Annotated in this window: 16 protein-coding genes; 6 read left to right on the top strand and 10 right to left on the bottom strand. The window is 64.3% G+C overall.

Annotated features, from left to right (window positions below; translation table 11 throughout):
• Positions 1 to 80: 80 nt before the first annotated feature.
• Positions 81 to 800, bottom strand: a complete 720-nt coding sequence (locus tag ACQK2M_RS21815; RefSeq protein WP_425419540.1) for a hypothetical protein — start codon at positions 798 to 800, stop codon at positions 81 to 83.
• A 316-nt stretch (positions 801 to 1,116) separates the two neighbouring features.
• On the opposite strand from ACQK2M_RS21815, the gene ACQK2M_RS21820 reads away from it, so the two are divergent.
• From ACQK2M_RS21820 to ACQK2M_RS21845, 6 genes are all read left to right on the top strand, one after another.
• A complete protein-coding gene (locus ACQK2M_RS21820; RefSeq protein ID WP_425419541.1) occupies positions 1,117 to 1,983 on the top strand; it encodes a FecR domain-containing protein in 867 nt (288 codons plus the stop codon).
• Between the two features lie 45 nt (positions 1,984 to 2,028).
• On the top strand, positions 2,029 to 4,851 hold the full coding sequence (locus ACQK2M_RS21825) for an EAL domain-containing protein (RefSeq protein WP_425419542.1): 2,823 nt from the start codon (positions 2,029 to 2,031) through the stop codon (positions 4,849 to 4,851).
• Between the two features lie 81 nt (positions 4,852 to 4,932).
• Complete coding sequence (locus ACQK2M_RS21830) at positions 4,933 to 6,381, top strand: glutamine synthetase family protein (protein ID WP_425419543.1); 1,449 nt, start codon at positions 4,933 to 4,935, stop codon at positions 6,379 to 6,381.
• Positions 6,382 to 6,504: 123 nt separating this feature from the next.
• Positions 6,505 to 7,797: an FAD-dependent oxidoreductase gene (locus tag ACQK2M_RS21835; protein ID WP_425419544.1), complete on the top strand. Its 1,293-nt coding sequence runs from the start codon at positions 6,505 to 6,507 to the stop codon at positions 7,795 to 7,797.
• A gap of 134 nt (positions 7,798 to 7,931) precedes the next feature.
• Entirely contained in the window at positions 7,932 to 9,665 is a 1,734-nt protein-coding gene (locus ACQK2M_RS21840) for an OmpA family protein (RefSeq protein ID WP_425419545.1), read from the top strand.
• A gap of 221 nt (positions 9,666 to 9,886) precedes the next feature.
• Positions 9,887 to 10,636: a PAS domain-containing protein gene (locus ACQK2M_RS21845; RefSeq protein WP_425419546.1), complete on the top strand. Its 750-nt coding sequence runs from the start codon at positions 9,887 to 9,889 to the stop codon at positions 10,634 to 10,636.
• Between the two features lie 131 nt (positions 10,637 to 10,767).
• Here the strand turns inward: ACQK2M_RS21845 and ACQK2M_RS21850 are convergent, their stop codons facing one another.
• From ACQK2M_RS21850 to ACQK2M_RS21890, 9 genes are all read right to left on the bottom strand, one after another.
• Positions 10,768 to 11,895, bottom strand: a complete 1,128-nt coding sequence (locus ACQK2M_RS21850; RefSeq protein ID WP_425419547.1) for a beta-ketoacyl-ACP synthase III — start codon at positions 11,893 to 11,895, stop codon at positions 10,768 to 10,770.
• Between the two features lie 113 nt (positions 11,896 to 12,008).
• On the bottom strand, positions 12,009 to 12,578 hold the full coding sequence (locus tag ACQK2M_RS21855; protein WP_425419548.1) for a TetR family transcriptional regulator C-terminal domain-containing protein: 570 nt from the start codon (positions 12,576 to 12,578) through the stop codon (positions 12,009 to 12,011).
• A gap of 72 nt (positions 12,579 to 12,650) precedes the next feature.
• Entirely contained in the window at positions 12,651 to 13,034 is a 384-nt protein-coding gene (locus ACQK2M_RS21860; RefSeq protein WP_425419549.1) for a hypothetical protein, read from the bottom strand.
• 143 nt (positions 13,035 to 13,177) lie between these two features.
• Complete coding sequence (locus ACQK2M_RS21865; RefSeq protein ID WP_425419550.1) at positions 13,178 to 13,684, bottom strand: hypothetical protein; 507 nt, start codon at positions 13,682 to 13,684, stop codon at positions 13,178 to 13,180.
• Positions 13,685 to 14,043: 359 nt separating this feature from the next.
• Complete coding sequence (locus ACQK2M_RS21870; RefSeq protein ID WP_425419551.1) at positions 14,044 to 14,421, bottom strand: hypothetical protein; 378 nt, start codon at positions 14,419 to 14,421, stop codon at positions 14,044 to 14,046.
• Between the two features lie 141 nt (positions 14,422 to 14,562).
• Positions 14,563 to 16,338, bottom strand: coding sequence for an SLC13 family permease (locus ACQK2M_RS21875; RefSeq protein WP_425419552.1), 1,776 nt, complete (start codon positions 16,336 to 16,338; stop codon positions 14,563 to 14,565).
• Between the two features lie 70 nt (positions 16,339 to 16,408).
• A complete protein-coding gene (locus ACQK2M_RS21880) occupies positions 16,409 to 17,158 on the bottom strand; it encodes an SDR family oxidoreductase (protein WP_425419553.1) in 750 nt (249 codons plus the stop codon).
• A gap of 28 nt (positions 17,159 to 17,186) precedes the next feature.
• Positions 17,187 to 17,675, bottom strand: coding sequence for a cupin domain-containing protein (locus tag ACQK2M_RS21885; RefSeq protein ID WP_425419554.1), 489 nt, complete (start codon positions 17,673 to 17,675; stop codon positions 17,187 to 17,189).
• Positions 17,676 to 17,713: 38 nt separating this feature from the next.
• Positions 17,714 to 19,201, bottom strand: a complete 1,488-nt coding sequence (locus ACQK2M_RS21890; protein WP_425419555.1) for an aldehyde dehydrogenase family protein — start codon at positions 19,199 to 19,201, stop codon at positions 17,714 to 17,716.
• Positions 19,202 to 19,230: the final 29 nt, after the last annotated feature.

The raw sequence follows: 19,230 nt of genomic DNA on the forward strand, positions 1-19,230 counted from the left end.
TTTCAGGTTGCAAGAGTGCATGCGCCATCGCTTTCGCGCTTCACCGCGAAACCGGCGTTTCAGACCATGTTCGCCTTGGTTCAAGAGGTGTCGGCGCAGGCCATGGCGTGACGCGCCAGGGCGTGGCACTCTTCCAGCACCCTATCGACCTCGAAACGCGGCCGCTTGCGGCGGCCGGGCGGACGGCCGGGCCGCATCGCCGAGAGGCGGATCGTCCTTCCCTGCGCGCGTCCTTCCCGCAATGCCTCGAGGGCCAGATCGCGCCGCGCCCGCCAGCGGGCAAGACGACGCGCCTGCGCGTCGAGATCGTCCAGCACCCGCTTCAGAACAGCCATGCGGCGGCAAAGACCAGCCGCATCGACCGCGTCGTCGGGCAGCGCGGGGTCGGGGACGGGACAGGGTTCGGAAAAGCCGATCGCGGTGATGCGCGGAAAGGACCGCGAATAGCGCCGGACCGGCCCGAGCGGGATCGCGGGCATCGGGTCGATCACCGGAAATGACGGCATCCGCTCGGCTTCGCCGTTGCGGCCCCGCGCCTTTCCGGCACGCGCCGGCGCATCGGAGCGCGCCGCCGGCAGCGCGTATTCCAGGTTCCGCGCGACAATCACGACCAGTCGCCGGACGGCGGATTCGGCGGGACGCAGCATGCGCAACAGATGATTGCGCATGTGGCGCGGCAGCGTGGCGGATGCCCCGTTTTCGTCGATCCCGGCCAGGGTGAACAGCATCGCGACAATGCGCAGCAGCGCGTCACGATTCCGCTCGATCGCCAGTGGCCAGTTCATGGTCGATTGTGCCACCCGTTCTCCTGACTACTCGCCCGACGCCGTCATCTGCCTCGAATTGCGATGGAGAATGCTAACAGCGGCCGCTGTGCTGGTGGATAAGTTCTGGATATACGGCCTTTTTCAGCTGATGCGCATTATCAACCGCTGAGCCGCGCATCGTTCCCTGCCCTTCGGTAACCCCGAACCCCCCGATTTACTTCAAATGCGCCGGATGCGGGAAGCACTGCTTAACCACGGTTTCAGATTTCCCCTGCGTCAGACTGAAGTTTCAGACTTTTTTCGCCAGGTGACGGCAAGATTTTGCAGAACAAGAACCAGGGGGCAGACCATGCGTCTCGTCAAGATGATCGCAGCGACGGCGTTCTTCGCCGTCATTTTCGCTTTCGGCCCGGCTTCGGCCGCCGATTGGACCGTCAACCGCGTAAGCCAGCCGGCCAAATATACCGCTGACGGCAATACGTGGCATCTCATCAAGCGCGGAACGACGATTCCGAACGCGTCGTGGATCAACACAGGCAGAGGTGGGCGCGTGGCGCTGCAGCGCGGCGGCGATACCATGATGATCACCGGCTATTCGCTGATCGCCCCCGTCGAGCGGGGCACCGACGCCCGCCCGAAGACGACGCTGATCCAGCGTTACGGCAAGATGACCGTGGATGTCGCGAAACGCGGCTACGACCAGATGACGGTCAAGACGCCCTTCATGGCCGCCGTGGTCAAGGGCACCAAGTTCACCGTGACCGGCACCAAACGGGCCTCCGACATCCGCGTCGCGCGCGGCCTCGTCGAGGTCGCCAACGTCAAGAGCGGGCACAAGGCCTATGTGGGCGCGGGCGGCAGGGCCGAGATCGGCGCGCGCGACCAATCGATCGAGATCTCCGGTCGCAACACCGAGATGCTCACCTCCTCGATCGCGGGCAGCAAGAACAATGCCGCCGAAGGCGCCGGCGCGAACGGTGCCGCCAACTCCGGCAACGCCAATGCGGGCCCGGGCAACAACAATGCCGGCGGGAACGGCAAAGGCAACGGCGGCGGCAAAGGCAATGGCAATGGCAATGGCAATGGGAACGGGAATTCCGGCTCGGGGAACAACAATGCCGGCGGCAATGGAAACGGCAATTCAGGTTCCGGGAACAACAATGCGGGCGGGAACGGCAACGGCAACGGCAATGGCAAAGGCAAAGGCAAGAACTAAACCGCGCCGCGCGTGACGAACCGCGAAGAGCCGAGGCGCCTGCCGATGCGGTGGACAGCAATCAGACGACGTGACCTGGTCTGCGCGGCGATGCTCGCGCTGATCCTCGCAGCCCAGGCATTGTCCATGCTGGCCCCGCTCGACCGGTTCCTCGCGGACAAGCGGTTCGGCTTTTCCGACCGCCCGGTCTCGGGCGAGATCGCCTTCGTGGCGATCGACAAGAAGAGCCTCGACGCCGTCGGCGTCTGGCCGTGGCCGCGCAGCATCCATGCCGACATGACCGACCGGCTGCGGTCGCTCGGCGCGCGCGACATCGTTTTCGACATCGACTTCTCGACACCCTCGACGCCGGAAAACGACGCCGCATTCGCGGCCGCCATCAAGCGCGCCGGCGGCACGGTGACGCTGCCGGTCTTCCTGCAGCATGACGACGCGGCATCGCACGAGGCCGGCGGGCTGATTACCGCGCCGATCCCCGAACTGGCGGAATATGCCTGGCTCGCATCGGTCAATGTCTTTCCCGACGCGGACGGCAGGGTGCGGCAGTTCCCGACCGGGCTGCAACTCGGCGAAGACCGTATCGACTCCATCCCGGCGAGCATCGCCGGGGCAGCGACAATCGACGACCCGGTCATCACCATCGATTTCGGCATCGACGCGGCCGGTTTCGACACGATCAGCGCGATCGACCTCCTGAACGGCACGATCGACAAGGCGCGGATCGAGGGGCGAACGGTGGTGATCGGCGCGTTCGCGACCGAGTTGCGCGACTTCTACGCCGTTCCGAAATCCGAATTCATCGCCGGGGCGGTGTTGCAGGGCCTGGCGGCGGAGACATTGCTGGCGGGCCGCAACCTGACATCGCTCCACCCGATGGCCATCGCGCTGCCCGTGTTCCTGCTGTTGCTCGCGCTGCAATTCGGCCTGCCGCGCATGACGCCGGTGCAGGCCGTGTTCGCCTATGCCGCGCTTCCGCTGATCGCGGAGCCGGCGGCTGTCGGTTTCTATCTTCTCCAGGGCCTGATGGTGCCGACGGCCTTCGTGCATGTCTCGGCGCTGACGGCGCTCGGCATGCGCTCGCTGGCGATGACGGCCTTCTTCCGCAGGCTGTCGAACGAGGCGAGGACGGACGCCGGCAACATGCGGCAGGTGCTGCAGCACGTCGTGCGCGAGAATTTCGACGCGATCATCGTCACCGACGAAAACGGGCGGGCGCTGCAGGTCAGCGAGGCGGTGCGCGAGATCTTCGACCTCGACGACCTGCCAAGGAACGGCGCGGCGATGTCGGATTTCCTACCGCCGGAGCTTTGCCGGGCCATCGGCAGGGCGATCGCGCGGGCGCGCGAGGATGACAGCCACCGGGCGGAGACCAGGACGCTGACCATGCCGATGGCGGGCGACGGATCGCTGCGCACCATCGAATACACGATCGGCATCTCGGAACTGCGCAAGGCGACCGAGAGCCGCCGCAAGGCGAACAGCGCGGGTCGCGGTCCGATCGTCGCCTGCCTGACGGCGCGCGACATCTCCGAGCGCCTCTCCTTCGAGGAGAAACTGCGCTGGCTGTCCGACCGCGACGACCTGACCGGCGTGTGGCGCCGCCACGCCTTCCTGCGGATCATCGACAGTGAGACGTCCAACACCGCGAAGGGCGGGTTCGCGATCGTCGCGTTCAACCTCCACCGGTTCAAGACGATCAATGTCACGCTCGGGCGCAATACCGGCAATGCCGTGCTGCGCAGCTTCGCGGAACGGCTGCAGGCAGCGGGCGGCCATGTGCTGGGCACGGCGCGCCTCGGCGGCGACACGTTTGCGGTTCTTCTCGGCGGCATCGAGAACGAGGCGGCGGCTTACGCCGCGGCGGAGACACTCGCCAATGCCGTCAACGCGCCCTACCCCGTCGACCGCGGCAACGCCCGCATCGGCGTGCAGGGCGGCGTTGTCCTGTGCGACGTGGGGCATGGCGAACCGGTCGCGGCGGAGATCCTGCTCGACCGCGCCGAGATCGCGCTCGACAAGGCGCGCATGACGGGCGGCTCGCGGATTGTCGCGTTCGACGAGGCGCTCGCGGCGCAGCGCATGCGCAGCCGGATCATCGAGCGCGACCTCTGGCATGCGATCGACCGCGGCCAGATCCACATCGCCTACCAGTTGCAGGTCGGGCTCTCCACCACAGCGCCGCACGGCGCGGAGGCGCTGGCGCGCTGGACACATCCGCATCTCGGCAACGTGGCGCCGGACGAGTTCATCGCGGTCGCGGAAGCGAACGGCTTCATCGGCGAACTCGGGCGCTGGATCCTGTTCACGGCCTGCCGCGAGGCCGCATCGTGGCCGGTCGGGATTCCGATCTCGATCAACGTCGCGCCGCAGCAGATCGCGAGCGACGCCTTTCTCGACCATGTGCGCGCGGCGCTGGAAGAGACGGGACTGGCGCCGGAACGCCTGACCATCGAGCTGATCGAAAGCGAGATGCTGGAAGGCGACGCCGGCCTGCTCGACCGCATCAAGACGCTGAAAGCGCTCGGCGTTTCGATCTCGCTCGACGATTTCGGCACCGGCTATTCGGGCATCGGCTATCTCTCCTGGCTGCGCTTCGACGAAATCAAGATCGACAAGCAGTTCATCAAGAACCTGACGACCAGCGTCGAGGCGCAGGGCATCGTCCGCGCTGTCGCCATGCTCGGCGACGCCTTCAACCTGAAGATCGTGTGCGAAGGCGTGGAGACCTACGAGCAGGAGGCATTCCTGCGGCTGATCGGATGCGATGTCGGCCAGGGCTATTACTATTCCCGCCCGGTCGATGCGGACACGTTCCGCGCATTGCTGGAAAAGAAGGACGGCCACGCGGCAATCGCCGTACCGGCCTGACAGCTCGGCGGGGCAAAACGCCCCCTTTCCCGCTCCGTTCGCCCGGCTTATAAGCAAACATCCGCAACCAACCGGTGATTGATGGCCAAGGACACGACGAAGACCGGCGGAGCAAAGCGCTCGGCCAAGGTGAAGACCACGCGCGCGAAGCCGCCCGCATTTATCGACAACAAATACGGCGTCGCCAACTGGAAGCAGGCCGAGGAATGGCTTTCCTGGCGCTCCATCGAGGATATCGAGTGCATTACGCCCGACCTCGCCGGCGTGCCGCGCGGCAAGATGATGCCGTCGAAGAAATTCACCTCGCAGACCTCGCTGGCGCTGCCCTCGGCGCTGTTCCGGCAGACCATCTCGGGCGAGTATCCCGAGGAAACCGGCGATTTCCGCTACGATCCGCATGACGGCGACCTGAAGCTGATGCCGGATCTCTCGACGCTTTCGGCGGTGCCGTGGGAGAGCGACCCGACGGCGCAGGTGATCTGCGACCTCGTGGGCGCCGACGGCAAGGACATCGCCTATACGCCGCGCAACGTGCTGAAACGCGTCGTCGCGGCCTATGCGGAGAAGGGCTGGAGGCCGGTCGTGGCGCCGGAGGTCGAGTTCTATCTCGTCGCGCGCAACAACGATCCGGACTACCAGTTGCAGCCGCCGGTCGGACGCTCCGGCCGGCCGATCGCCGGCGGGCAGGCCTATTCGATCGCCGGGGTCAACGAATTCGACGAGCTGATCGACGACATCTACCATTTCTGCGAGGCGCAGGGGCTGGAGATCGACACGCTGATCCACGAGGAAGGGCCGTCGCAGCTCGAGATCAATCTGCGTCACGGCGATCCGGTTCAACTTGCCGACCAGGTGTTCCTGATGAAACGCGCCATCCGCGAGGCGGCACTGAAATCCGACATGTTCGCCACCTTCATGGCAAAGCCTATGCAGGGCGAATCCGGCAGCGCGATGCATATCCACCAGTCGGTGGTCGATGCGAAGACCGGCGCGAACATCTTCTCCGCCGAGGACGGCTCGGAGACGGAACTGTTCCGCGCCTTTATCGGCGGCATGCAGCACTACGTGCCCAAGGCGCTGGTGATGATGGCGCCCTATGTGAACTCCTACCGGCGGCTGACGCCGGAAATGGCCGCCCCGGTGAACACCGCATGGGGTTATGACAACCGCACAACCGCCTTCCGCATTCCGACCTCGAATGCTGCCGGGCGGCGCGTGGAGAACCGGCTGCCGTCATCGGACGCGAACCCCTATCTGGCGCTCGCCGCCTCGCTTGCCTGCGGCTATCTCGGCATGGTCAACGGCATCGTGCCGACGAGCCCGACGGCGGAAACGGCGAATGAAGGGGCGATCTCGCTGCCGCGCGACCTGCTTTCAGCAGTGTCGCTGATGGAGGCGGAACGCGATTTCGACGATATCCTGGGCCGAGAATTCACCGCGACGCTGGCTGGCGTGAAACGCGGCGAGTTCGAGACCTTCATGCGGGTGATCAGCCCGTGGGAGCGGGAATTTCTGCTTCTCAACGTGTGAGCGAGTAGCGAGTAGCGAGTAGCGAGTAGCGAGTAGCGAGTATGCTGATTCCGATATTCTGAGCAGAACAAGCCTGGACCCACCCCTGTCTACAACACCCCATATGCCATTCGCCGGACTGCCATGACCTACCAATCTCCTATCTCTCCCGGCATTTCCTGGTACGAGGCGACGGCCGGCGAGCGGCCGGAATACCCGGCGCTCGACGGTGACCGCGCCTGCGACGTCGTCGTCATCGGCGGCGGGTTCACCGGTCTTTCGGCGGCGGCGCATTTGGCGAAGGCCGGCGTCAACGTGGTGCTGATCGAGCAGGCGCGCTTCGGCGACGGTGCATCGGGACGCAATGGCGGGCAGATGGGGACCGGACTGCGCGCATGGCCGGAGGATCAGGAAGGCGAGATCGGCTTCGAGCGCGCGAAAGCCCTGTTCGATATCGCCGAGGACGCCAAGCGGCACATGCACGATTTCGCGGCCGAACACGGCATCGATATCGGCTACAGCGCCGGACAGATATCGGCGGTCCACAAGAAGCGCTATGTCGGGGAATATCGCCGCCATGCCGAGATCATGGCGGAACGCTACGACTATCCGCACCTGACCTATATGGAGCGCGACGAGACCGCACAAAGCGTCGGCTCGACATTCTTTCATGGCGCGCTGCGCGACACGCATACCGGTCATATCCACCCGCTGCGGCTGGTCATCGGCACGGCACGCGTGGCGGCGGAAGCCGGCGCACAGCTTTTCGAGACGACGCCGGCCACGGCGCTCGGCCAGTCCGGCGGCAAGGTGACCGTGACAACGCCGCGCGGCACGATCACCGCCGACCGCGCGCTGATCGCCGTCAACGCCTATGGCAATGGCGGGCTGGAGCCGGTGTCGGCGGCGCATGTGATGCCGATTCGTTCCTTCATCGGTGCGACGGCGCCGCTTGGCGCGCTTTCGCGCAAGATCATCCCGGGCGGCGAGTCGATCGACGATTCGCGCTTCGTGGTGCGCTATTTCCGAAAATATGGCGACGACCGGCTGCTGTTCGGCGGGCGCGAGGCCTATACGGCGGACAATCCCCGCGACATCAGCACGCATATCCGCAAGCAGATCGCGGAGATCTATCCGGAACTGGCCGAGGTGGAGATCACCCATGCCTGGGGCGGGTCGGTCGGTATCACCATGCCGCGCGAGCCCTTCGTGCGCGACGTGAAGCCCGGCGTGACCGCGATCGGCGGTTTTTCCGGGCACGGGGTGATGCTGTCGAATTTCACCGGGAAGCTCTATGCCGAAGCGGTCACGGGCAATCGCGACCGGCTGCAATATTTCCGCGATCTCAGGGTTCCCGCCTTCCCCGGCGGGCGGCGTTTCCGCAAGCCGATGCTGACGCTGGCGCTGACCTGGTACGCCATGCTGGACAAACTCTGAAGCAACCGGCCGGTATCTCGCCACGAGACGATTCGTGATCGGCCGGCGGAACGATTGCCGCAATTGCGCATTCTGATCGACCAGACCCGCGCATCCGCGCGGGGCGCGAAGGGACGCGCTAACAGAGAAAAATGATGACCAAGAAAAGATTCTACCAGAATTCCACGGCCATCGCGCTTGCGTTGGCCATCACGCTGCCGGCACCGGCGCAGATCGCTTTCGCCCAGGACAGCACGCCGCCGGTCAATTGCGAGGAAACCCCCGATCACCCGGACTGCGCGGTAGCACCCGAGGCCCCCGCGGAGGAACCGGCGGCGGAAGAACCGGCCGCTGAACAACCCGCGCCCGACCAACCCGCAGCAGAGGAAGCGCAGCCCGCGCCTGAACCAGAGCAGCCTGCCGCAGAGGAGCCCGCACCGGAACAGCCGGCCGCAGAAGAGCCCGCGCCCGAGCAGCCCGCTGCCGAAGAAGTTCCGCAGGAGGCCCCAGAGCAGCCGGCTGCGGAGGAACCGCAAGCCGAACAACCCGCAGCGGAACAGCCTGCCGCCGAGGAGCCAGCACCAGCGGAGCCCGCTGCCGAGGAACCGGCACCGGAAGAGCCCACCGTGGAAGAAGAGCCCGCCATGGAGGAGGCGCAGCCGGAAGAACCGGCCGCCGAGCAGACCATGGAAGAGCCGAAGGCAATGGAACCGTCAGCCGAGCCCGAGCAGCCGGCTATGGAGGAAGGCGCGGCCGAGCAGCCTGAAATGCAGGACATGCAGTCCGGCGAGCGCAAGCGTCGCGGCGACGATCAAGACGAGACACGCCGCATGGGCGACCGTCGCGACGGCAAGAAGCGCGACCGCGCCGATGCCGAGCAGGTCGAGGAGCCCACGATCGTCGTGCCCGACGATGTGACCGAGGAACAGCGGGGCCGTATTCGCGCCGACGAAAAAGAACGACGCGAGGAAGCGCGCCGCAATCGCGGCGAAACAATCGGCGCGGCCGCCGTCGGCGCCATCCTGGGCGCTGTCATCCCCGCTCTCGGCGGACGTGTGATCCAGGACGAAGGCGACCGCATCATCGTCGAGCGTGACGGCGAATACTACGTGCGCAAGGACGAGAGCAGCTTGCTGCGCGATGGCGACGCCGAAGTGACCGTGCAGCGGCTTCGCGGCGGACGGACGCTGGAAACCGTTACGCGGCGCAACGGCGTGCGCATCGAGACCGTCCGCGACGAGGGTGGCTACATCCTCAAGCGGACCCGTATCCTGCCGAACGGGCGCGAAATTGTGCTGATCGACAATCGCGGCCGCGACGACCGCCGTCGGGTGGATTACGAGCGCAGGCTGCCGCCGATCCGCGTCGATATCCCGCGCGACCGCTACATCATGCCGGCGCGCCGGGCGAGCCGCCAGGATATCTTCGACACGATCACCGCGCCGCCAGTCGAACGGGTCGAGAACGACTACACGCTGCGCGAGGTGCGCGAGAGCGAGCGCCTGCGCGCCAAGGTCCGGCGCGTCGATCTCGACACGATCACCTTCGAGACCGGGTCGGCGATCGTGCGCGAAAGCCAGGTCCCGCTTCTCGAGGATATGGCGCGTGCCGTTCTTGCCCTGATCGAGCAGGATCCTTCAACAGTGATCCTTGTCGAAGGGCACACCGACGCGATCGGATCGGATGTTTCGAACCTGGCGCTGTCGGACCGTCGCGCGGAAACGGTGGCGCGCATCATGGTCGAACGCTACGGCGTGCCGCCGGAGAACCTGGTGACGCAGGGCTATGGCGAGCAGTTCCTGAAGATCGACACCGAGCGGGCCGAGGCGCAGAACAGGCGGGCAACGATCCGAAACATCACGCCTCTTCTCACGGCCAATAATCGCTGAGGCCCTGGACCGGAAACAACCATCCCGCGCGGCCTCGCGCGGGATGTGCCATGCGCAGAAAACCCGGATTTCCCGAACGTAAGAGAAGTCAAATGCGGTGCGGGTGACGGCGTTTACTTGAAAATTATTGCCGGCCGACCGAGAACCGGGTTAAATCGCCTTTTTAAAGGCGGATATAACAGGTATGGTCCCCCTGCTTGAACAGGGGCGCGCAAGCAAAAATGGATCTCTCGTCACTCATCGACGATTATCGGCACTGTGAAACCGCGCTCTCGCGCGCCATTCAGGTCGAGGACAGCGCGGCAATACGCGAACTCGATATCCGTATGCGGTGGTTTCGCAATTCGATTCGCGATGCGTCCTCCAAATGCATGTTCGAACGGCGCATGCAGATCGACTTCTTCATGGACCTCGTCTCCAAGACGACAGACCATTCGGCCGACAAACCGCCGCTATCAGACCTGCACGCCGTGATCGACCGCTATGTCGCAGACGGTGCGAAATCCCGAGGCAACGATCGGAACGCGCCGCCCGCGCTGGATGCAGAGCTCGGACGTCGCATCTTCGAAGACGGGCTGCCGGACCGGGAGGCGATGAGCATGATCGAGTTGACCAACCTTCGGATATCGACGGTCGGAACGGATTGGCGCATCGGCTACACCTCGCCGGCCAACGGGCGCTTCCACGGAAAGCCGCCGGACGCGATCCACGACCGGCACATCGTCGAGCTGATCGGCGACCGGCGTTTCGAAAAGCGTGCCAGAGCCTATCTCGAACGCTGTTTCGGCGGCGAAGACCTGAGCTATTGCTATTATCTCGACACCGAGGATCACGGCAGGCTTCTGCTCGAATGCCAGATGCTGACGCAGCGCAGGAGCGATGACGCGGTCGGCGGCGCGATCATCGTGATGCGCGACCTGACCGAGGATTTTCGCGATCCGATCCGTTCCGCCGAGGAAAACCGCGTCTAGCGCCGGTCTCCACGCAAAATCCCGAGCATCTCTACCCGCAAGAGGTTCCGGCGGCTTTCCGGGCGCTTCGCCGGGTTCTCGGCGAAGACGGCTTCGCGGCGATCACCTGCCATAAGCTGAGGCGCACCCGCTCAGGCAGCCTTGCGGACGATCACGCTGCCTGCCGAATAGCCCGCGCCGAAGGAGCAGATGACGCCGAGCGCGCCCGGTTCGAGATCGTCGGAATATTTCGAGAAAGCGATGATCGAGCCGGCCGAAGAGGTGTTGGCGTAGTCCTGCAGGATGTTGGGCTGCTCGCCCTTTTCCGGTGTCCGACCGAGCACGCGCGCGCCGATCATGTCATTCATGCCCTTGTTGGCCTGATGCAGCCAAAGCCGTTCGAGATCGCCCGGTTTCAAATCCTCGTCGGCGAGATGGCCGAGGATCAGGTCGATGACGATGGGCACGACCTGCTTGAAGACCTTGCGGCCCTCCTGGCGAAACAGCATGTCGCGGCGGTCCTGCATGTGGCCTTCGCGGGTGCGACGCAGGAAGCCGTTGTTGTTTCGGATGTTGTTGGAAAACTGCGTCAGGCAGCGTGTCGAGACGATTTCGAACCGGCCCGGCGCAGTGGCGAGGTCCGCGCGTTCGAGGATAACGGCGGTGCAGACATCGCCGAAAATGAAATGGCAGTCGCGGTCGCGCCACTCCAGATGCGCCGAGCAGATTTCCGGATTGACCATCAGGATAGCGCGCGCGGAACCGGAGCGGATCATGTCGGCGGCGGCCTGGATGCCGAAGGTCGCCGAGGAACAGGCGATGTTCATGTCGAAGGCGAAACCGTTAATGCCGAGCGCCTGCTGGACCTCGATGGCGATGGCCGGATAGGCGCGCTCGTGGTTCGACGCGGCGCAGATGACGGCGTCGATATCGGCGGCGGTGCGGCCCGACTTTTCCAGCGCCACCGTCGCGGCCTTCAGCGCCATCTCGGCCATGACCGAGAGTTCGTCGTCGGACCGTTCGGGCAGCACGGGGTGCATGATCTCCGGATCGAGCGTGCCTTTCTTGTCGAGGACATAGCGGCTTTCGATGCCCGACGCCTTGACGATGAAGCCTTCATCGGACTGCGGGACCGGCTCGCGCTCGCCGCGTTCGATCTCGTCGGCGTGCAGCGCGTTCTGCCGGTCGGCATATGCGTTGAAGGCGGCGACGAGTTCGGCGTTGGAAATCGTCTGTTCCGGCGTGAAGACGCCGGTTCCGGATATCGAGACTGCGTGCATTCGAAATGCCCTGGAAAATTCGAGGTGGCGAGGGCATAAGCCTTCCGACCCGGCAATTCAATGATGAGCGTCGCCGAAGCCACGGACCGGTCTGCCGGGCAAACGCCCGCGCATTACTTCAGCGAGGCGAGAAAATAGTCGACCATGGCGTCGAGCGATTCCGGACTTCGCTTCAAACGGCTGCGCAGCGCAGCACCTTCCCAGCAATCGACCAGCAATTCCGCCATCTGATGCGTATCGCAGCCGCCACGGATATCGCCATCGCGCTGTGCTTCGTCCAGGCAAATGGCAAGCCGTTCGGCAATCGAGGAGAAGCAGGCGTCGATCTTGCGGCGAAACGGCTCGCTCATGCCCGACAATTCCTGACCGAGTGCGCCCATGAGGCAGCCCAGATATCCGTCGGACTTGTAGCTTTCCTGTACGAGACCGAAGAAATGGCGAACACGATCCAGCGGGGGGAGTTCCTTCGCCTCGACACACTGGTCGAGAACGGTGTGGACATTCGCCAGATAGGTGTCGATCACCGTGAGCGCGAAGTCCTCCTTGTCGCGGAAGTGATGGTAGAAGGATCCCTTCGGGATGCCCGTCTCGTCCAGAAGCTCCTTGATACCAAGGCTGCCATAGCCCTGCTCCAGCAACATCCGCAAACCCGCTTCTATCAGGCGTTGCTTGGTCGAATGCACGTTCTGGCTTCTCGCGGCTGTCGGGGCGATCAGCCGCCGGGAGGCGTGTCCTCCCCGCGGCAGAGCGGATTGTTACCGGGTTTTCTCGATCATGTGATCGATGACCTCGGTGTGTTCATGCTGCGGACTGAACATAACGATTTCGGCATCGTCGTCCACATGGACATTGTGACCCGGCGGCCAGTGAAAAAGGTCATTGGCGCTGACGGTTTCCTGTAATCCGTCGGCATCCGTGGTCGTGATCCTGCCGCTCAGCACGTAACCCCAATGGGGGCATTGGCAGAGGTTGCCCTCCAGTCCCTGGAAGAGCGGCGTGGTGTCGACGCCGGCCGCCAGGGTGAAATACTCACCGCTGATCCGTCCGTATCCTCCCACATCACCGAAGTCCCTGTGCTGGCGCACGACCACGCCCGGCAGTTCCAGCTTGATCTCGACATCTTCCTTGGCGACACGCATGACGTCCTCCTTGTCATAAACTAGACCGATCGGTCTAATCGGAGGGTATGCCTAATCCCCGGACAGTCAAGCTGTTTATGGAAGCGCCCTTTCCAGGGCTGTTGGCGGGAGATGTCGCGCCGCCCTGGGGCAGCGCGATAGGATCAGAACGGATTGACCGCGTCGGCGACGCGCTTGACGCCGACGATGACCGCGCCGCCGACCTTGGCGGCACCGTCGGCGGCGACATCGATGGGCTTGGTCAGGGTTTCCTTGTCGGGCGTGAGCGCGCCGATCGCGGTGGCGACGCGGGCGAGCAGACCCGGCTCCTTTTCGGGCTCCGGTGGCGGCTCGGGATAGGGCTGGGCGAGATCGCCTGCCGGCAAGGCTTCGTCACCGACTTCGGCGGGCGTTTCCGGGGGAATCGGAACGGGGACGGGTTCGCCGGTTTCGGCGGTTTGCTGCATCGGCACCGAGCTTTGCGGCGAGCACACCGCGACGACCGTCGGATAATCGGCCTCGACGCTTGCCTGCAAGAGCGGCTCGGAGGCGGCGCGACAGGCTTCGACGGTCTCGAAGTGCTCGGTGCCAACGCGCACGAAATCGCATTGCGTGCCGCTGTCGTCGCAGCCGAGCAGGCTCAGAACTATAAGGGCTTCAGCGCCAGCCATGGATTACACTCCTTTTCGGGTGGCCGGACAGGCCACGATGTTGCGTGCTTGCGACGGCAATCCGACGAAGATGGGGCAATAACGGAGAATTCGGCAAGCTGCCATCACGCGGGCGCGAAATAACCGTGTACGCGGAATTTGCCGCGCAGAGTTTTCATGTTACGTTACGTAATGTAACGAGAAGCTCCCAACCCCCATCCCGATGCGGACCGTTACCAAGGCCGGGCTTTCGAGGGGGAGCCCGGCCGTTTTTGGGCCTGCCGAAAAGCCCGTCTTCCCGTTTCGGAAGACTATAACGGCCACACGAGCAGAATCGTCGGAATGGTGACGATCAGCACCAAGCAGCCTCTGACGAATGCTCAGAAAATCTCCATGACACGGGCACCGTCCTCGTTAATACCGAAATCGATAATCAATTCCTCAAAGGGGCTATCGTCACAAAAGAAGTCGACATAATCGCCAGAAGCGAGATTCATTCGTAGTGTGAATTTTGTGATAATTTCAAAGCTTTTCGGCACTTGCCCGACCAACAACCATACGGGAGCTTCGCAGAGCCCTCCGTTCCAAACATAATTCTTTTCACGCAGCGAAAATGCGACCTTTTTCTTCGCTTGTATTCTCTCGATTATTGAATAGCTGATTTGAAAGTCAAACATACTAAGAAGAATTGCATGGATGGGCTCGCCGTCGCACGTAGGCGAAAGATACTCCACGATCTTAGACTCAAGTGAACGCATCAGCCTTCTCGCTCGAATTTCAAGTATTTCTGCAAACACGGCAGCGCTGAGGAGAGCTCAGCCAAGCACATCACACCTTGTAGCAATCGTTAGAAACCACGGATCGAATCTCAAGATCAATGACCTGTTGGAATACAGGCCCTAAAGCGGCCAGACGAACAGGATCGTCGGGATAGCGACTATGAGGACCAAGATCTCCAGGAAAATGCCCATGCGCCAGTAGTCGCCGAATGCGTAGCCGCCCGGGCCCATGATGATGGTGTTGTTCTTGTGGCCGATGGGCGTGAGGAAGGCGCAGGAGGCAGCCACGGCGACGCCGATCAGGAAGGGATCGGGATTGACGTCGAAGGAATTGGCGACACCGACGGCAATGGGGGCGGCGATCAGCGTGGTCGCGACGTTGTTGAGGAAATCCGACAGCGTCATGGTGACGACCATCAGCACGGCGAGCACGACCCAGACCGGCGCGCCGCTGGTGGCCGACACGATGGTCTCGGCGATCAGTTGCGTACCGCCGCTGTCTTCCAGAGCGAGGCCGAGCGGGATCAGCGAGCCGAGCAGGACGATCACCCGCCAGTCAACGGCCTCATAGACCTCGGTGCCGTTCAGAAGGCCCATCAGCACATAGGATACGACGACGAGGCCGAGCGCGATGTCGAGCGTGACGAACCCCATGACGGAGGCCGCGATGGCGGCGGCGAAGGCGCCGATCGCCATGGTCGCCTTGCCGCGCTGGAGCATCTGCGTCTTGCCCTCGGCGAGCGGCAGGACATTGAGCCAGCCGGCGATCTCGCTGATACGCTCCTCCGCGCCGAGCAGGAGCAGCACGTCGCCCGGCTGGATCTTGACGTGGCGCACGCGCTCGCGGAACCGCTTGCCGTTGCGCGAGACGCCGAGAAGGGTGATCGCGTGGCGATACTGCAGCCGCAAATCCATCGCGGAACGGCCGACGATGCGCGACCCGTCCGGAACGATGGCCTCGATCAGGGTCAGCGACGGGCCGGCGACGCCACCCTCGTGTTTCTCGGAGCCGGAGAAATCGAACTCGGCGGCGCCCATGAAAGTCTCGATCGACTTCGGATCGCCCTCCAGGACCACGAAATCTCCCTTGGTGAGAGTCTCGTTGCGCGAGAAGCCCGGCAGGCGGCGGCCCCGGCGGACAAGGCCGATGACGGCGATGTCGTTGTCATTGGCGAGCGGATAGAGCTCGTGCACCTTCATATCGATGAATTTCGAGCCCTCCTTGACGCGAGCCTCGGCGACGTAGAGCCCGGCCTCCTCGCCGCTCTTGACCTGGGACGGCCTGTCGCGCGCCGGGATCAGCCGCCAGCCGACAAGCGCGACGAAGGCGATGCCGGCGATCGACACGGCAAGGCCGACCGGCGCGAAATCGAACATCGAGAACGGTTCGCCGAGCGCGCGGTCGCGATATTGCGCGATGACGATGTTGGGCGGCGTGCCGATCAGCGTGATCATGCCGCCGAGGATGGTGGCGAAGGAGAGCGGCATCAGGGTGAGTGCGGCCGCGCGCTTCGCCTTGGCCGACGCTTCGAGATCGAGCGGCATCAGGAGCGCCAGCGCCGCGACATTGTTGATGACCGCCGAAAGCGCCGCGCCGACGACCGACATGACGCCGATATGCATCGGCACCGAGCGCTCCGGCGCAACGACGAGACGGGCGATGCGCTCGACCGCGCCGGAATTGACCAGACCGCGCGAGACGATCAGCACGAGGCCGATGATGACGACGGCCGGATGGCCGAATCCCTCGAAGGCCGCCTCAGGCTCGACATGGCCGGCCACGACCGCGATGAGGAGCGCCGAAAAGGCGACGAGATCGTAGCGGACCTTGTCCCACACGAAGAACACGAAGGCCGCGCCGAAGAGCGCGAAGAGAAACATCTGGTCGCCGGTCATGGCTCTTCCGTATCAGAGGATTGCGGCAAGGCAAGAACGACGCGGGGCCTTCCGGGTTCCCGCTGGCCGCTCAAATGCAACGGCCACCATCGACTTCCAGCGCCACGCCGGTGATGAATTCCGCCTCGTCGGAGGCGAGCCACAAGGCCGCATTGGCGATATCGAGCGGGGTTGACAGGCGGCCGAGCGGGATGGAGGCGCGGAACAAGGCCCGCTTTTCCGGCGTGTCCTCGCCCATGAACTGCGCCAGCATGCCGGTTTCCCCGGCAACGGGGCACAGGCAGTTGACCCGAATGTTCTTCGGCGCGAGCTCGACGGCCATCGACTTGGTGGCGGTGATCGCCCAGCCTTTGGACGCATTGTACCAAGTCAGGCCCGGACGAGGGCGCAGACCGGCGGTGGATGCGGTGGTGATGATCGCGCCGCCGCCCTGTTTCTCCATCACGGGCACGACGGCGAGCGCGGAGAGGTAGATCGCCTTCATGTTGACGTCGGCGATACGGTCAAACGTTTCCTCGTAGACGCCCAGCATGTCGCCGTTGGGGTGGGTATAGCCGGCATTGTTGACCATGACGTCGATGCGGCCGAAACGCTCCAGGGCGGTCTCGGCCATGCGATCGACATCTTCCCTGCGCGCCACATCGACGGCCAGCGGAAGGGCCGCTGCGCCGATTTCGGATGCGACCCGTTCGGCGCCCTCTCCGTTCAGATCGGCGACAAGGACGTTCGCGCCCTCTTCGGCAAAACGCCGCGCCATGCCCTCACCGAAACCCGACGCCGCGCCGGTGACAATCGCGGATTTTCCTGCAAGCCTTGCCAATTCGCCTCTCCCTTCCCGTCGGACGCGCCTATTTCTTCGCGCCGGCGACCGGCTCGCCGATATGGTCGTGATCGACCAGGTTCCACTTCATTCCGGCATTGCGATAAATACGCTTCCTGAGCTTGGTATAGTCGCCCACGTCATGCGCCAGACGCTCGCCGACCACGATGCAGCGGAACGGCTCCGTGCCGGTATTGGTCATCGAATGTGCGAGCCCGCCCTTGCGATAACCGATGAAATCGCCGGCCTTTACCGGAAAGGACTCTTCGCCGATATGCGCCGTCGCCTCTCCGGAGAGGACGTAGACGCACTCATCCTCGTGGTAATGGACATGATGCTCCGTGGTATCGCGGCCGGGCTCGACCTCGATGATGTGAAAGCCGAACCCGGTCAGGCCCGTCTCGTCACCCAGCGACTTGTTTATGCGGATGGCGTTGGGATTGAGGAAATGGGTCTTCTTCAGGCCCGGCATTTCCTCGATCTCCTCGCGGGTCATCAGGTATTTCTCGTCCGACATGGATACCTCTCCGGAATGAATTGCCAAGCCGATGCAGATCAGCCGTGATTGAAAACGGTCGTCTTCGTCGCCGACATGTCCATCAGCGCCTCGAATCCTTTTTCGCGGCCATGTCCGGACCTGCCGAAGCCGCCGAAAGGCAATTCGATGCCACCGCCCGCGCCATAGGCGTTGACATAGACCTGGCCGGCGCGAATGCGCCTGGCGACGCGGTGCTGGCGGCCGCCGTCGCGCGTCCAGACGCCCGCGACCAGCCCGTATTCCGTGCCGTTGGCGAGGCGAACCGCTTCCTCCTCGCCCTCGAAGGAAAAGGCGGCGAGAACCGGACCGAAGACCTCCTCCTGGCCGAGCGCCGACAGCGGATCGACCGCGCCGAACAGGACGGGCGCCTGATAGTGGCCGCCTTGCGGCGCGTCGTCGGCGACGCTGCCTTTTGCCAGAACCGGAAAGCCCGCGGCCTCCGCCTCGGCGATCATCGCGGCGACGCGTTCGGCCTGACGGGTATTGATCAGCGGGCCGAGATCGCCGTCGCGGTCGTGCGGTTCGGCGACAAGCGCCTCGAACCGCCGGGCGAGTTCGGCGGTGAATTCCTCGTGGATCGGCTTTTCGACCAGCACCCGGCTTCCGGCCGAACAGGTCTGGCCGCCATTCTGGATGATCGCGTTGACGACGACGGGAAGCGCCGCGTCGAGGTCCGCGTCGGCGAAGACGATTTGCGGCGACTTGCCGCCAAGTTCCATGGTCACGCCGCGATTGTTGGAGGCGGCGGCCTGCTGGATCGCCGTGCCCGTGCCGGGCGAGCCGGTGAAGGTGACGTAATCGACGCCGGGATGTCCGGACAGCGCCGCACCGGCCTCCGCGCCATAGCCCGTGACGACGTTGAAGACGCCCGGCGGGCAACCGGCCTCAAGCGCCAGTTCGGCGATGCGGACCGTGGTGAGCGAGGCGTCCTCGGCCGGTTTCACGACAAGCGTGTTGCCCATGGCAAGCGCTGCGCCCGCGACACGGGCGAGGATCTGCAGCGGGTAATTCCACGGAATAATGCCGGCGACGACACCATGCGGCTCGCGCGTGGTGATGGCGGTGTAGCCCTCAAGGAACGGGATCTGGCTGCCATGCGCCTTGTCGGCGGCGGCGCCGTAATATTCATAGTAGCGGATCGCCGCGGTGACATCGGCGACGCCCTGGCGGGCCGGCTTTCCGGTATCGCGCGATTCCAGCGCCGCGAGTTCGTCGGCGTGCTGCTCGACAAGTCCGGACAGGCGGGTCAGGACGCGGCCGCGTTCCGTGGCGGTCATGCGGCTCCACGGGCCGACCTCGAAAGCATGGCGGGCGGAGGCGACGGCGGCATCGATATCGGCGGTCTCTCCCCGAGGGATCGAGGCGAAGACGCGACCGTCGGACGGACAGGCGACCTCGATGCGCGCGCCGGATTTCGCACCGACCATCTTGCCACCAATAACGTTCAACGCCGCGCGCTCCTCGGCCACCGTGCGCAGCAAAGTGGTGTCGGGCGTCTTGAGCATGTCGTCATTCCCTGCAAACATCGACGGAT

Source organism: Oricola indica, assembly GCF_965227485.1.
Classification (GTDB): Bacteria; Pseudomonadota; Alphaproteobacteria; order Rhizobiales; family Rhizobiaceae; genus Oricola; species Oricola indica.

What these genes read in the sequence shown, in the direction of transcription:
- ACQK2M_RS21820 (WP_425419541.1), top strand. Translation starts at nt 1,117, where the DNA reads ATGCGTCTCGTCAAGATGATCGCAGCGACGGCGTTCTTCGCCGTCATT.
- ACQK2M_RS21825 (WP_425419542.1), top strand. Translation starts at nt 2,029, where the DNA reads ATGCGGTGGACAGCAATCAGACGACGTGACCTGGTCTGCGCGGCGATG.
- ACQK2M_RS21830 (WP_425419543.1), top strand. Translation starts at nt 4,933, where the DNA reads ATGGCCAAGGACACGACGAAGACCGGCGGAGCAAAGCGCTCGGCCAAG.
- ACQK2M_RS21835 (WP_425419544.1), top strand. Translation starts at nt 6,505, where the DNA reads ATGACCTACCAATCTCCTATCTCTCCCGGCATTTCCTGGTACGAGGCG.
- ACQK2M_RS21840 (WP_425419545.1), top strand. Translation starts at nt 7,932, where the DNA reads ATGACCAAGAAAAGATTCTACCAGAATTCCACGGCCATCGCGCTTGCG.
- ACQK2M_RS21845 (WP_425419546.1), top strand. Translation starts at nt 9,887, where the DNA reads ATGGATCTCTCGTCACTCATCGACGATTATCGGCACTGTGAAACCGCG.
- ACQK2M_RS21850 (WP_425419547.1), bottom strand. Translation starts at nt 11,895, where the DNA reads ATGCACGCAGTCTCGATATCCGGAACCGGCGTCTTCACGCCGGAACAG.
- ACQK2M_RS21860 (WP_425419549.1), bottom strand. Translation starts at nt 13,034, where the DNA reads ATGCGTGTCGCCAAGGAAGATGTCGAGATCAAGCTGGAACTGCCGGGC.
- ACQK2M_RS21865 (WP_425419550.1), bottom strand. Translation starts at nt 13,684, where the DNA reads ATGGCTGGCGCTGAAGCCCTTATAGTTCTGAGCCTGCTCGGCTGCGAC.
- ACQK2M_RS21870 (WP_425419551.1), bottom strand. Translation starts at nt 14,421, where the DNA reads ATGCGTTCACTTGAGTCTAAGATCGTGGAGTATCTTTCGCCTACGTGC.
- ACQK2M_RS21875 (WP_425419552.1), bottom strand. Translation starts at nt 16,338, where the DNA reads ATGACCGGCGACCAGATGTTTCTCTTCGCGCTCTTCGGCGCGGCCTTC.
- ACQK2M_RS21885 (WP_425419554.1), bottom strand. Translation starts at nt 17,675, where the DNA reads ATGTCGGACGAGAAATACCTGATGACCCGCGAGGAGATCGAGGAAATG.
- ACQK2M_RS21890 (WP_425419555.1), bottom strand. Translation starts at nt 19,201, where the DNA reads ATGCTCAAGACGCCCGACACCACTTTGCTGCGCACGGTGGCCGAGGAG.